Annotated in this window: 10 protein-coding genes; 1 reads left to right on the forward strand and 9 read right to left on the reverse strand. The window is 31.2% G+C overall.

Annotation, left to right across the window (positions count from 1 at the left end; genetic code table 11):
* Window positions 1-5: 5 nt before the first annotated feature.
* Window positions 6-659: a response regulator transcription factor gene (locus TX86_RS09485; RefSeq protein ID WP_042348337.1), complete on the reverse strand. Its 654-nt coding sequence runs from the start codon at window positions 657-659 to the stop codon at window positions 6-8.
* Between the two features lie 181 nt (window positions 660-840).
* Entirely contained in the window at window positions 841-1,158 is a 318-nt protein-coding gene (eutH, locus tag TX86_RS09490) for an ethanolamine utilization protein EutH (RefSeq protein WP_336469863.1), read from the reverse strand.
* Window positions 1,159-1,410: 252 nt separating this feature from the next.
* Between eutH and TX86_RS09495 the strand changes: the two genes are divergently transcribed.
* A complete protein-coding gene (locus TX86_RS09495; protein WP_042348339.1) occupies window positions 1,411-2,547 on the forward strand; it encodes a response regulator in 1,137 nt (378 codons plus the stop codon).
* Window positions 2,548-2,638: 91 nt separating this feature from the next.
* Here the strand turns inward: TX86_RS09495 and TX86_RS09500 are convergent, their stop codons facing one another.
* The 7 genes from TX86_RS09500 to TX86_RS09530 form a co-directional block, all read right to left on the reverse strand.
* Window positions 2,639-5,674 carry a hybrid sensor histidine kinase/response regulator gene (locus TX86_RS09500; RefSeq protein ID WP_042348342.1) on the reverse strand — a complete coding sequence of 1,012 codons (3,036 nt, stop codon included), beginning with the start codon at window positions 5,672-5,674 and terminating at the stop codon, window positions 2,639-2,641.
* A gap of 264 nt (window positions 5,675-5,938) precedes the next feature.
* Window positions 5,939-8,074 (reverse strand): cellulose biosynthesis cyclic di-GMP-binding regulatory protein BcsB, encoded by a 2,136-nt coding sequence (locus TX86_RS09505; protein ID WP_042348343.1) that lies wholly within the window; start codon window positions 8,072-8,074, stop codon window positions 5,939-5,941.
* A complete protein-coding gene (locus TX86_RS09510; RefSeq protein ID WP_042348345.1) occupies window positions 8,071-9,342 on the reverse strand; it encodes a glycosyltransferase family 2 protein in 1,272 nt (423 codons plus the stop codon). The genes TX86_RS09505 and TX86_RS09510 overlap by 4 nt, the downstream gene beginning before the upstream one ends.
* Window positions 9,335-11,047: a DUF2334 domain-containing protein gene (locus TX86_RS25725; RefSeq protein ID WP_052343614.1), complete on the reverse strand. Its 1,713-nt coding sequence runs from the start codon at window positions 11,045-11,047 to the stop codon at window positions 9,335-9,337. Before TX86_RS25725 ends, TX86_RS09510 begins: the two co-directional genes overlap by 8 nt.
* Complete coding sequence (locus TX86_RS09520) at window positions 11,037-11,900, reverse strand: diguanylate cyclase domain-containing protein (protein WP_042348347.1); 864 nt, start codon at window positions 11,898-11,900, stop codon at window positions 11,037-11,039. Before TX86_RS09520 ends, TX86_RS25725 begins: the two co-directional genes overlap by 11 nt.
* On the reverse strand, window positions 11,878-12,993 hold the full coding sequence (locus TX86_RS09525) for a hypothetical protein (protein WP_052343615.1): 1,116 nt from the start codon (window positions 12,991-12,993) through the stop codon (window positions 11,878-11,880). Before TX86_RS09525 ends, TX86_RS09520 begins: the two co-directional genes overlap by 23 nt.
* Before the next feature lie 30 nt (window positions 12,994-13,023).
* Window positions 13,024-13,968: a sensor domain-containing diguanylate cyclase gene (locus TX86_RS09530; protein ID WP_052343616.1), complete on the reverse strand. Its 945-nt coding sequence runs from the start codon at window positions 13,966-13,968 to the stop codon at window positions 13,024-13,026.
* Between the last annotated feature and the right edge of the window lie 315 nt (window positions 13,969-14,283).

A 14,283-nucleotide genomic window follows, 5' to 3' on the forward strand; every position in this document is an offset into this window, starting at 1 on the left:
TTTTACTAATTTTGTTCATCTTTATCATTAAAACGATACCCCATTCCTCTATGGGTGATGATGTGATCAGCTCCTATTTTGTCACGCAATCTATTAATATGCGTATCGACCGTGCGTTCTTCACCGAGGTAATCCAAACCCCAAACCATGGATAATAAAGCATTTCTCGATAGTACTTGCCCTTTGTTTTCGTATAAAAACTTCAATAAATCAAATTCTTTTTTAGAAAGTAATACTTCATCTCCACCTCGAAAAACATTCTTGCTTTGTAAATCAATTTTCAAATTTCTTATTTCAACTATTTTTTCTATCCCTAACATTTTTTTTATCCTTAATATTAAAATACGAGGATCAAATGGTTTTCGAATATATTCATCTGCACCAATATCTAATGCAGCAAATTCATCATCATGCGATGTTTTTGCTGTTAACATAACGACTTTCGCTAAACTCACCTTTTTTATTTCTCGACAAACCTCTATACCGCTTAGCTTCGGCATCATCCAATCTAATACTGCTATATCTATTTTTCTCGAATAGAAAATTTCAAGCGCTTCCTCTCCATCATAAGCAACACTTACTTGAAAACCTTCTTTTTCAAAATAAGTTTTTAAAATATTCGCCATATGTTTTTCATCATCAGCAATTAATATGTTCACTAAGTACAAACTCCTTTTGTTTTAGAAATAAACATTTACTTTAATTACTGAAGAAAAAAAGTGAAATCCTTATAAGTAGGTTTCACCTTTCTTCTTCACATTATTACTCCGACTTAATACTTTTTCCTTTTATCATTTGTTATTTTACAATTCATTTTAAATGCTATTTGTTACAACCATGTCACAAAGAAGAAAACAATGAGAATGACATACTCATTGTTTTCTTCTTGTATATATAACTATTAACTAGTAGCCTATAAAACATGTTTATTGTCACTAAGTTAATTAGTATCGTACCAATTGACATCGATAATTGATACGTTGGTTCCGCTGTTGTGCTAATTGTATCCCTGATTTTCGTTTCCATTAGAGCTAGCATACTCGTTGTAATAAATACACTTATTGGAACAGTAAGAACTCCAGACATCATACCTAATGCCAAATTTTTATGGTCACGTTTTTGAAACATTGCTAGTGCTACTGGAATCGTAAAAATAATATATAGATAACTTCAACTTTTGATCAATCGTTATTTTTATAAATATTTCTTATGAAAAATTAAATATTCTATGCAAAAACGCATATCATTAGATAAATTGAACGATTCTATCATTTCTATATCTTGATTATTAGAGAAATATATGTAATAAGTATTACAAAGGGTAAAATAGAATAATTTAACATTTAATCTATTCGATATAAAAGTACCCTTTACTAGAACACTTTTAACGACAATGAAAGAAGGCTTATTATGATACGTACCATATTAGTCGATGACGAAAAACTAGCACTTGATCTTATGGAGAAAAAATTAAATAAAATTGGAGACATTGAGATTGTAGGAAAGTTTTCAAATCCCGAATTAGTTATTCAGGAGATGAAAACCCTCGACTTTCAAGTTGCATTTTTAGATATTGAAATGACAGGAATAAGTGGATTAGATTTAGCAGAAATTATTCAAGAATGGAAGAGTGATATTCAAATTGTGTTTGTAACTGCTTATCGTGACTATGCCATCCAAGCCTTTGAGTTGAATTCTATCGACTATTTATTGAAGCCAGTATTAGAAAGTAGGCTCTTAAAAACAATCAATAGAGTACAAGAGAAATTAGAACTGAATAAAGAAAAAATCACTGTTCAAACTAGCATAGAGCCTTCAGCATTAGAACTTCTCTGTTTTAACGAGTTCATTGTCTATAACAATAAACAACCTGTTAAATGGAAAACTGCTAAAGTAAAAGAGCTATTCGCTTTTTTTATCACTCATATTGGAACATATATCAATCGTGATTCTATCATTAATCAACTTTGGCCAGACTATGATTATAAGAAAGCAAAAATCCAGCTTCATACATGCATTTCACATTTACGAAAAACCCTAGATTCACTAGGATACGAGCAGGCACTTACTTATTCAAATCAAAGCTATTCTTTAAACTTAACAAATTTTTATTGTGATGCACTTGAATTAGAGCATGCTTTTCGAATACATACAAACATAAATAAAGAAAATATAACTCTATTAGAAGACACTATACAAACATATGTAGGAGAATATATGGAAACTAATGAATATGAATGGGCAAATGCAAAAGCACAAGCACTATCACAACAATTATTTCATATACTTCAAAAAGTGATAGATTACTATACAAAATATGGTCTGCAAAATAAAAAGCAACAATATTTACAGATGTTACTGAAATATAATCCATATTCTGAGAGCACACTCCAACAACTCATGCTACATTATATCGAAATTGGTAATAGAGGGGATGCTGTGAAAGCTTACATTGAATTTGCTGAACTATTACAGCAAGATTTGGATATCGAACCCGATAAAACTACAAAAAAATTGTACCAATCCATATGTGAAGGTAATTTGTAAATCAACAAGTAAAAGGCGTCTCTAAAGGGATTTTAATACCTTTAGAGACGCCTTTTACGCTTTACTGTCAAACAATATCAATTTACACTCTCTACAGATCTCTTATTTTTGGAATAATAAAACGAACAGTTGTACCAAAGTTTTGAATACTAGATATTTCTAGTCCTCTACCGTAAAGTTGCTTTAATCGTTTATCAGTATTAAGCAAACCAATACCTTGTTTAACATTCTTTTGTTGATTCGTTAACAATCTCTGTAATTGATCTTTTGATATTCCTACTCCATTATCCATAATGCTAACCTGTACTTCTTCTCTCATATCAATAATCTGTATACAAATCTTACCTCCATTTGGATGTTTTAATACTCCATGCCTTATAGCATTTTCAACTAGTGTTTGAATAGACAATGGAGGAATTTGGACAAATACATCTTCATCTGCTTCCCATTCTACTTGTAACCGCTCATTAAACCGTTGCTGTTGTATAAATAAATAGGAACGAACTAATTTTATTTCTCGGTTTAAAGGAATAACTTGATTGAGATTTTGAGTATCAAAGCATGCACGAAGGTAATTTCCGAACTCATCCAATAAATCCATCATTTTAGAAGGATTTATTGTACTTAACGCAGCAATTGTATTTAATGTATTAAATAAAAAATGAGGTTGAATTTGAGCTTGCAGCCAAGCTGCCTCCATACGAATTCTTTCATTAACAGAGTTTCTTAATTCCGTTAACACCTTCACCCGAGCCTTTAATTCCAATTGCTCAACAGGTTTTGTTACATAATCATTTGCACCATAATAATACCCCGCTTGAATGTCCTCGATTTGGCTTCGTGCAGTTAATAATAATATAGGAAGCTCGGTAATCGAATATCTTTCTCTAATTCTACGAGTTAATTCATACCCCGACATATTCGGCATCATAACGTCTGTAATCACAAGATCCCAAATACCTGTATTTAACAACGTAAGTGCCGCTTGCCCGTTCGTACAAGTAACAACATTATAATGTTCTGATACTAAAACGCTTTCTAAAATCGACAAATTTATAGAATCGTCATCAACAACTAAAACAGAGCATAACTCTTTGTTTTTGGGAGCTTGGCTTTTATCCTGCACTTTTTCCTCTTTCATTATTAGAGGTGTAGTCACTTCAAACTCAGGAGCCGTCTCAACATCTTCAGCTATGGGAAGCGTGAAAGTAAATGTACTACCTACTCCAACGAATGATTTCACCGATAATGTACCTCCATGTAATTTGACTAACTGCTCACAAATATTCAAACCTAATCCAATTCCTCCACCAATCGCTGTCATACTTGAATCAATTTGCTCAAATGGCTTAAAAATAGACTTTAATGATTCCTGATTCATTCCAATACCAGTATCCTCTACTTGTATTTCTGCTACTCCATCTTCTATTTTAGCGACAACCTTAATAGTCCCATCATTCGTATATTTTACTGCATTATGGATAAGATTAAATAGAATTTGAAATAAACGATTCTCATCGGCCCTAATATTTGGAAACGTTTTTGATATATGTAGTTCAAAAGTAAGATTTTTTCCTTCTGTCATAAAACGAAGCATATCTAAAACACTCGAAACAACTGATGATAAATTCACTGTTCCTATTTGTAATTGGACAGTACCTCCCTTTAGCTTCGTAATATCAAGAAGATCATTTAAGATTAGTGACATGCTCCGACCAACTTTTAAAAGCAATTGTAAATTCTCTTTATTTTCCTTCTTTAGATTATCTTTTTCACTTTCATATATTGTCTGTGTAATGTTGATGATACCATGCAATGGATTCCTCAACTCATGAGATGTATTAGCCAAAAACTCATCTCTCGTTTTATCAATTTTTTGCAATTCTAAAGCCAATTCTTTACTTTCTTTCGTTACCTGAAAGAACCTTTTAAACCACAATGCTGAAAAAATAAAAACACCAATGATTAGGTCAAAAGGATAATACGGGTATTCTAGGTACATTTTATTTTTTACAATTCCCCAGATTGTACTTGATGTAACACTTATAACGGCGAGTAAGATATAAATAAAATCCTTTTGACCCAATAAAATTCCTTTATGCAAAGTTTTAATAAAAATCAGTGCCCCATATATCATAACGACAGTAAAAAATAAATAATTATATTTCATCACTGGTTGAATACAGATTGAAACCAAAAATAATATATAAAAAATTCGGAAAATAAAACTCGAACGAAACAACGTAGAATAGCTCATATTAAACTCTTCTATAATATAGCGTGTAAATTGTATCAGTGAGAACATTGCACTTGTATAGGATACAAACAATATAATAAGCCAGTGTTCATAACTAATTGAAGGAAATAGATAAAATAATAATTTATCATCATCAACTAAAACAGCTATTGTCATACAAAAAAATGCAGCTGATAAATACAATAATTCTTTTTTTCTTACAAAAAAGCAAAATATAATCAATACATAGATTCCATGAAAAAATAATATGCTAATAGACAATAACTGCATCATAAACGTAAGCACCATTTCTTTTTTCATAGCTGAATAAGTTCCAAATTTAATCGGCTTTAATAATCCCCCGCTCTTAAGAGCCGCATCTTTTTTTACTTGTATAAGAAGTTCTATTTCTTTACTATCATCATCTACAAGTACCTCATATGGTCGAAAATTAAGCAGAGAAGAAACTTTACTCGTAGGACCAGTCTCTAATTCATTTATTCTCTTTCCATTAATATATATTATGCTTGCAGATTTAATTTCTCTAAAATAAAAGCTGTATGATTGCTTTATATCTTCATTAAGAAGTATCCGAATTCGATAGGTTCCTTTTCCTGAGAATTTTTCTTCCTCTTCTGGTACTGTAACTAATGTATGTGGTACTGAGCTTTTTCGTGGAGAAGATTTAATCAAATTTCCTTTATAAAATTCCCACTCTCCATTTAGAGTAACCGCTTCATTTTCTAAAATGGTAGTATTTCGCAGATCAAGTACGCCTTTTTCTATTTTGGGATTATCTGATTTTTGATAAAAGATTATCCAAGAAAATCGAAATACAAGAAGAACACAAATAAACAAACAAACTATTACGACAATTTTCTTTTTTTCCATTTTCTACTTCGCAACTTTACATTACGAACCCCTTTTTTATTTGTTCAACGAATCATTTTTACATTTTAGAGAAAATATAAAAACAAGTAACTAACATTCATAAAATAAGCCAACTATTAAATTTTACCAAAATAGTTACTAAAAGGGTTATTTATTTTTTAACAGATTAGGATGTCTATAATTTACATGGTGTCTCCTTTTTGAATAGATGCAATCCCCCCATGAGTATGTACATCCATCAAAAAGGAGAAGATTTTTTGATGATTATTCTTTCTTTTTTCTCTTTTGTAAAACAAATATTAAAACCGCAGCAAAGACAAGTAATGCTCCTAAACCAACTACCAACCAAATAGAAAATTGTAAAGGCTCTTCTTTATGGACTTTTTCCTCTATAACAACCGTTTCAGCTTGTTTTTCTATTTGTTCAGCATTTGTAAATAGTTGATTGCTATAAGTGTTAACTGCTATTGTTGCATCTTGATTTACATTTTTTATATTTTCGAGAAATGATGCTCCAATATAAGGAGTACCTTCTTTATTAGTATCAAAAACTAGAATACTGTTAGTTTGTTTACTCCATGGATTCTTTTGAATCCAACTAAACATTTCAGTTACTTCAGGAATAAAACCAAATTCCGCTAATTGCGCTTTATCATTTTTATAAGGTACTATTAATTTGTTTTTAATCTCCTGTAATAAAGGTTGATTTTTTGGACCACCAATAAAAATGACATTTTGATTTTTCAAATCTTCCTTTTGTACACTAGTCGCCTTTGATAAATTCAATTCATTTACATGACCATTTATACTTAGAGAACGATATAACTGCAATAATTGATTATCAGTAATATTTCCTTTGTCAGGTATAACAATGGTTGTTGCTATTCCACTTCCACTAATAGTAGCTGGATAACCCGCTAGAGAAGGGTTTTTTTCTACGTTTGTATCATTTGATTTAAATTTGAAATAACTATCAGCAGTAAGAAAAATCCATCGATTTTCATCTGTAGTTACACAAGATTTCTTTTCGCGTAAACCATTAGATACAAATTGAAGATCTATTAACCTATTTTCTTTAATAGCATCGGATTTAATATGCAGTTTAACCGTGTATACACCATTCTCTTCCTTTGTCAAAGAACGTATATTAACTGAATGTGGAATATTATTTACTAAAACAACTAATTCAACCTCGTCTCTCACAATAGAACCTTCTTCTAGTTTTTCATTTAAATTAGAAATCAATTCAGAGCGTTTTAAATGTAATGTTAATGACGGTTTATCATTTGGATTCAGCGAGATAGGTACATAGTAATAATAATGTTTACTCTGATTATTCTCGCTATTTAAAACAATATCTTTCATATCAAATTCTTTTAACATTATAGTATTCTTGTTCTCTTGTTTTTTTATAACTGGACTCTTCTCAATAGATATTTGTCTACCTGTTAATTGTGTATTCAATTGATTATTGGTAAGAATGTTGATTCGCTGCTGTATTTGCTCAGGTAGATTTGCCGTTACAATTAACGCTTCAGAACTATTATTACCACTTGTAAGCTTATGCCTTGATAGAATGAGAGCTGAATCATTTTCCGGCAATACTGCTTTCTTTAACAAACTTGTTATAAAATATGAAGAAAACTCCTTTTTTGCACCTAACAAGATTATATTCCCTTCCAAACTCTTCAGCTTTGACTCTCTAACTATTTGAACTGACTGTTCATTATTTGATTGCTCTGCTAAATATGCAGCAACTTGTAATCCGCTATTTAATGTTGGCAATGAGGCTTGATCTGGTAAAACGATATATACAGGTTTCTCTGATGTCCCTATAAATAATAAGGGAAAGTCCTTAAGTGCCTGTGTTTCATCATTCAATTGGTTGTTTAACTGAAAATAAGAATCAATACCTAATGTGAGCCAATTACTTGATGAATCTTGATCGACACACACACCCTCTTTGATTACACCATAAAATGAAATGGTTACACTGTGAAAACCCTTTTTCAAAGCATTACCTGTCAATGGAATTGTAAGATCTGCCTTCACATTTCCAGCATGTAAGGGCTTCGATACAATGGTTTGACCGTCTATACTTATCGTAATAGATGATGGTGCAATTAATAATTCTGAATGTCTAATCTTCAAAATCAATTTATTATTATCACCTGTAGCATTTGCAATTAAATTATAATTTAGAGTTATTCCACCTTTAGGCCCCATTAATTCTATAGGGCTATTCGCAACTATTTGTCGCTCTGGTAAAGGATTTGAATTACTGATTTTTATTCCCTCTACTTTAATTTGTGAGCTTGCTTTTGCAACATCTACCATTGAAATCACACTTAGTAATAGAACAGAAGCCAAAAACAAGGCCTTTTTTAAGAAGTGCTTCATAATGATCCCCCTTGTTTTTTTTGACCAAATCGTTCAGTTTTGTACCATTTTACGTCTTGACGGAAAAGAACACGTTTTACTTCGAGAAATAAAGCATAGATTACAAGCACAATCCACATTTGAGAATATGTGAAATACATTAATAATACATAAAAAAAGTTTTTCCGATTCATTTCAGCTTTTTCTATACTTAACGTAATCATTACTTCTGCTAAAAACAATAAAAATGCTAGTATCCACAGTGCCAATGCAACATTACCTATCGATAGATCTAGCTCATAGAACATATTTGTTACAAACAACGCATTCGATACAATTACCCCAGAGAAGAAAAGGAAATAAGTAAAGAAAAAGTAGAATAAATCAAAAATAATTCGTTTTCTTTTTAATTTGAAGAACTGACCAAGAAACTTTAAAACGACATATTGATTTCCACGAGCCCACCGTGTCCTTTGTCTCCACCATACTTTCAATGTTTCAGGTTCCTGTTCCCACGTTATAGCAGCCGGAAAAAAACGAATATTATAGCCTAGATTATAAACTCGAATAGTTAATTCCGTATCCTCTGCTAATGCCTTCACATCCCACCCACCTAATAGTTCGATAATATTTCGACGAATAGCAAAGTTCGTACCAGGGATAGTAGCGACCTTAAACCATTTCCATCGACCACCTTGTGCCATCCATTGGAAGCATATAGTTTCAATATTTATAAATCGAGTTAGCCATGTTCTTGCAGCATTTATTACGCGGAATTTACCGACAACTACGGCTGATTTTGAGTCATTTAATAATCCCATTACTAAATACCAAACTGACTTTCTCTCAGGCGTATTATCTGCATCATAAACTACAATTATTTCACCATTTGATTGCCCTAGTGCTTCATTTAATGCACTTGATTTTCCAATACCTTTATTCGGTGGTTTTGTTTCTATAACTCGAATAAAAGAATAGTTTTCTGCAAATTCATTGGCAATTTCTCCTGTTCGATCAGAAGAATTATCATTAATAACAATTATTTCTAATTTATCTTTCGGATAATATAAACGAGACATAGCTTGTAACGTCTGCCCAATAACCACTTCTTCATTATGTGCAGGTATGAACACACTTACACTTGGCAAGTTCGTCATATTCCGTTCCCACTGGGGTATTACTTTCTCAAATGTTTTAAATTGACGATATCCACCTTGCATTAAAAACATATGATATAATAACATTCCCCAAATTAATATGAGCGATATATAAAACAAAATATCAGCCATGATTTTTCCTCTCCTCAAACAGTCGCTTTCTCAATTGTGTTTTTAACCGTAAAATATAGACTAAAAAGACTGTAATCGTCACAGATACGACACCAACCAGTACCCAAAGTAGGAAGTCAAACGGTTTGTCTTTCATTTGCTGGAGGAGACGATCTGCATATGTTTTGTTTGAAATAATATTTATAGGTTTTTCTACTTCTTGTTTAATCATTATCTTTTCTGTTTTAACTAAATATTCGTTCCTTTTTAAATTTAACCAATCAATATTAGGTACGGATTCAATTAATTCAATCATTTGAGGTAAGTATTTGCTTCCTAAATAACTATGATAATACCCTCCTATCATCGAGCCCGGCACAGTCTGGAGTCTTCTGATTGTTAATCTCATATCTTGCAAAGGATCTGATAAAGCTGGATTAATAAAACCGATTGTATCTGGATAAACTCTCATTCCAGCTAGAACTTTTGGTTCAGCAATTAAGAGAGGAACTCCTACAATGCTTCTATCTTCATCACTTAATTGAATTTGACCAAAAATAGTTGAGAAGAATTTAGAAGCTGTTCGATAACCATTGGAACTCATTGCATAATTAGGTGCTTCAAACGCAACAGGATATAATCCTAAGTCAGTCAACTCTTCTATGGATTTCGTCAATTTCTTTTCAATGTATTCTGTTTCTATTTCTTCTGTACTTACAATATATTTTTCGTACTCCTTCTCTGAAGGAAAATCACTTCTCACTTTTTGCTTCGGTGGTATCTGATCTGTTTTTTCCGTTATTATCCGCTGATTCATTTTTACATCCCAAAATTCAAATCCATCTCCCTTTTCTTCAAAACGATATGAACGCGAGTATCCATTTACAATAATCATTCCTCCACGAGTTTGTAATTTTTTAATGACATTCAGAAGCTTTTTATTTTGTGAAAATGTCACTAACTTACCATTCTTGTTACTCAAGGCAACAGGAACTACTGACATATAAAATGGTATACCTCGATTTGCTAAATATTCTCCTGCTTCTTTCAAGTTGTTTGGATCAGTTAAAGGTGAAATATCCTCCAATCGAATAAACGCAGGGTGAACATCAGGCTGCTTTTGCTCTAAAATGGTATATAGCCCACGAGTAATGCTATATTTTTGTTGAATATCAAAAGAAGTAGTTGCAATATAAGATAAACTCCCTTTTTTTACAACAAAAGGATATTTCCTCGTGAAATCTTCGCCCATTGAAATAATTTCACTACCTTTTGGTGGAATTACACGAACTACGGGAATAGTCGATGATAATTCTTGCCCGTCTAAATTCCTAATATAACCTTCACCTAAAAAACCCCAACTCTTAAAAGGAAAAAGTTGCTCTACATTTTCTCCTAATGCAATTATTTTACCTTTATGTTTTCTAAAAGTTTCTTGTACAGCCTGTGGAACCGTGTCTTTCGTATCCCCCACAAATACAAGAATGTCACTATATTTGACTGTTTTTTGATTAAAATCATTAGCAGATATTATCTCCGTTTTCGATGCAAATGCAGCTAATGTTGCTTCAATAAAATATACCTTTTCATTTACTAATTGATTTTTAGTCATATATATAATTCGGATTATAGGCTTTTTCTCTTTACCTTCTACTATTGACACAGCACTAAATAATTGAAAAATAAACACAAACAGTAATAACAGTATAATTCTTTTATAATTCACGAAATACCATCTCACTTTCTACCTGTGAGAACAAAGCCTGATAATCTTCAATAGATGAATGCTGTTCATAAGCTATATGCCCTGATCGAAAAGAAAGAGTAACATACTTATTATTCAATAATTGATGAGTCGTAATTCTTTGCACTAATTTCTCATAGACAATCTCAACAGATTTACTATCAGTATGTGTTAATAACAGTGCGAAACGATCCTGTTCATAACGAAACTTCCGATCTGTTAAACGCATTACATCTAGCATAGCTTCACCTAAAGAAAGAAGGAGGTGGCTAGTTTCTTTTTCTCCATATAATTTTTTAAAATCTTCAAAATGATCCATTTGTAATAATATAAGAGTGAATGCTCCACCATAACGCTTCACTCGTTTCATTTCCATTTCTACTTCTATAACCATTCGATGTTTATTATCAAAACCGGTATCTACATCCACTGCTACATACTGACTATTTTCATCGACAAGACGCCGGTTCATTTTCCCTAAATTCGTAATATTATCATGGATTTTCCCTGCTATTAGCACCATGATAATTAGGAGAAATCCATAACCTAGAAATAGTGGCATTTCAAACGTTGTTGTACTAAATGGATTTGAAGTATGTGTTAAACTTAAATAAACCAAGCCCGATCCAATGATAAAAATAAAAATTAAACTACTATACAATCCTGTAACAGTGCCAAAAAGAAATGCAATAAAAACCAATAAAACTAAAAAACCATATAATAGAATACCTGCAGTTCCTTCTTTAATTAAAAAGTAACCTGGTATATGCAATAACATAATAAATGTTATGACTAAAAGGAGAATCTTAACTTCACTGTCGAAAATCTTTCTCATCTAATACCCTTCTTTCAGCCAATAAAGCTAGTAAATTATCAAATGTATGAGTTTCTTTTGTATGAACATCAATATAGCCTCCATTGTATGGAGAATTCGTACGCTTATATTGTAACTTTTTCATTCGCTTATATAGTTTGTTAGCAAAATCATCCTCACCCACTTCGTAGCACATTAATATAGCTAACGCATAAACAGCAGGAGACTCATATTGGACAATAGGTTTACCAGTTATACCATCGTATTGACCATATAATTTACCTTTACTATGTGAGTACGCTGTCTTGATAAAAGTTAGCAGTTCGCTTACATTACCACCCCATTTGGCGAGATGATAACCTGTATATAATTGATCAATTAAATTGACTTTTTGATCAAAAATATAATCTTCTTGAACAATACTAAATTTCTTTGGAAAAAAACCTAATTCAGATATAGGTGCATTAAATAGTAAATTCTTTGTTTCCTGATAAATATTTTCTGGTAACAAACCTGCATGTTTCATTTGTTCAAAACCGGTTGGAATAATGTAACTAAGAGTAAGATCTTGCCCTTTTGTTTTTTCTTTAAGATCAATAAAATCTACCATAAGATTGTTCACAGTTTGATAACTAATAAGTTGTTTACTCATTTTCTGCGCTAATGATGTATATTCAGAAGCATTCCATTGCTTACCTGCTGTAAACAGTGCATCTATTATCCTTAAGTCATCAATAAACGCATTAGCAGTGGCTTTTTTACTTCCTTGTAATTCCCATATAACGAGATAATCATCTGTTAAAAAGTAATTCTTTAATACCTCTATCTGTTTTTGAAACTGAGTAAGATCATTTTTAGCAACTAAATATTCTAACCATAATCCTACTGTCTCTGACAAATAGACATCCTTTCGAGATGTAATATTGGTACGAATTAAACCAACGTTATTTTGTAAGTTTCTTTGAATAAATTTTTCTACTATAAGTGTTTCACCTGCAATCGGTTGTTTCTTTTTATGTGGAGAAATAAATGCAGAGATACTCCACGTACTCAATATAAGCAGAATTATTATTATTAAGTTCCATAATTTTTTGCTATTGAAATAAAGCCTCACTATCTAAACTCCTATTTTATTATTATAATTTCAATTTAACTCATCTAAACTTGTTTTATACAATGTATAATTACTTACTACGCAATTTTTTGATTCATACATTGCTATATCAGCATATTCAATCAATTCCTCTTTATTTCTTGTATGATCTGGAAATATACTAATACCTACACTTATCTGTACATAAAAGATATATTCCATAACACTAAATGGGTCGTTGAATAAGGCAATAATTGATTCAACTTTTTCCTTTACATTTTCTACGTCATCTAATAAAACAATGAATTCATCTCCACTTTGCCTAAACACTTGATGCTTTTTTGAAAATAAACTAACCATTCGTAATCGATTTGCCACTTCTTTTAATACTAAATCACCAACCCTATGTCCGTACTTATCATTTATTTCTTTAAAATGATCAATGTCGATAAATAGCACAGCAAGCTTTGTCTGTTTCTGATTCGCTTCAGCAATATATTGCTCAAAGCAATATTTTAACATTCTTCGATTCGGTAAATCCGTTAGCTCATCATGATGGGCCATATATTTCCACTCTTTATCATTTATTCCTTTATCACCTTCAAAAAAAATCAAGAAATACTGAATCACTTTTTCATTTCCATCTACTATCGGGATAATATTAACTTTAAGCCACACTTTTTCTCCATATTTCTTATATATGCAAAATTCACCTATCCATTTTTCTCCTCCACTAATCACTTCTTTTATATTAGCAAAAAATTTCGGTGTGTGGCACTTGAAATTCAAATGCCAAAAATCTTTCAAATACAAATATTCTTGTGTATATTCAGCTGTATCTAAAAAGTAGTTATTTACATATATTAATTTCCATTCAGAATCCATAATTGCCATCATTACTAATTCATCCATTACTTGTTTGGTCATCTGTAATTCTTCAAATGTCAAATCATTACACATCTTATTTTTATCTCTAAGAAATAACCGATTCTCCATCTTAATCCTCTTTCCTTAAATGTCACTAATATAAAATCTGTTTCTCTCAAATTTCTTCAATTAAAATGTGTATGTTTTGTTTCGAACAGACTGTTATTCTGAATCTGAGAAGAATTAAATATATCATTAAGTTAAATTCACATAATGATTATGTTCATATTACTAACCAGCACTTACATACTTCTTTACCTATTCTTAAAGTTCTCTTAAAAATGCATTCATTTTGATAAATAAAATTTATTGAGGATTATATGTTAAGCTTAATTCCAGGAAATTAGGAAATGGAATACATTAAATAAAAAAATAGGCGGAGCC

The organism is Bacillus massiliigorillae (assembly GCF_000380245.2).
Taxonomy (GTDB): Bacteria; Bacillota; Bacilli; order Bacillales; family DSM-1321; genus Bacillus_AD; species Bacillus_AD massiliigorillae.

Coding starts and splice junctions, on each gene's coding strand:
- TX86_RS09500 (WP_042348342.1), bottom strand. CDS start 5,674: ATGGAAAAAAAGAAAATTGTCGTAATAGTTTGTTTGTTTATTTGTGTT.
- TX86_RS09505 (WP_042348343.1), bottom strand. CDS start 8,074: ATGAAGCACTTCTTAAAAAAGGCCTTGTTTTTGGCTTCTGTTCTATTA.
- TX86_RS09520 (WP_042348347.1), bottom strand. CDS start 11,900: ATGAGAAAGATTTTCGACAGTGAAGTTAAGATTCTCCTTTTAGTCATA.
- TX86_RS09530 (WP_052343616.1), bottom strand. CDS start 13,968: ATGGAGAATCGGTTATTTCTTAGAGATAAAAATAAGATGTGTAATGAT.
- TX86_RS09495 (WP_042348339.1), top strand. CDS start 1,411: ATGATACGTACCATATTAGTCGATGACGAAAAACTAGCACTTGATCTT.
- TX86_RS09510 (WP_042348345.1), bottom strand. CDS start 9,342: ATGGCTGATATTTTGTTTTATATATCGCTCATATTAATTTGGGGAATG.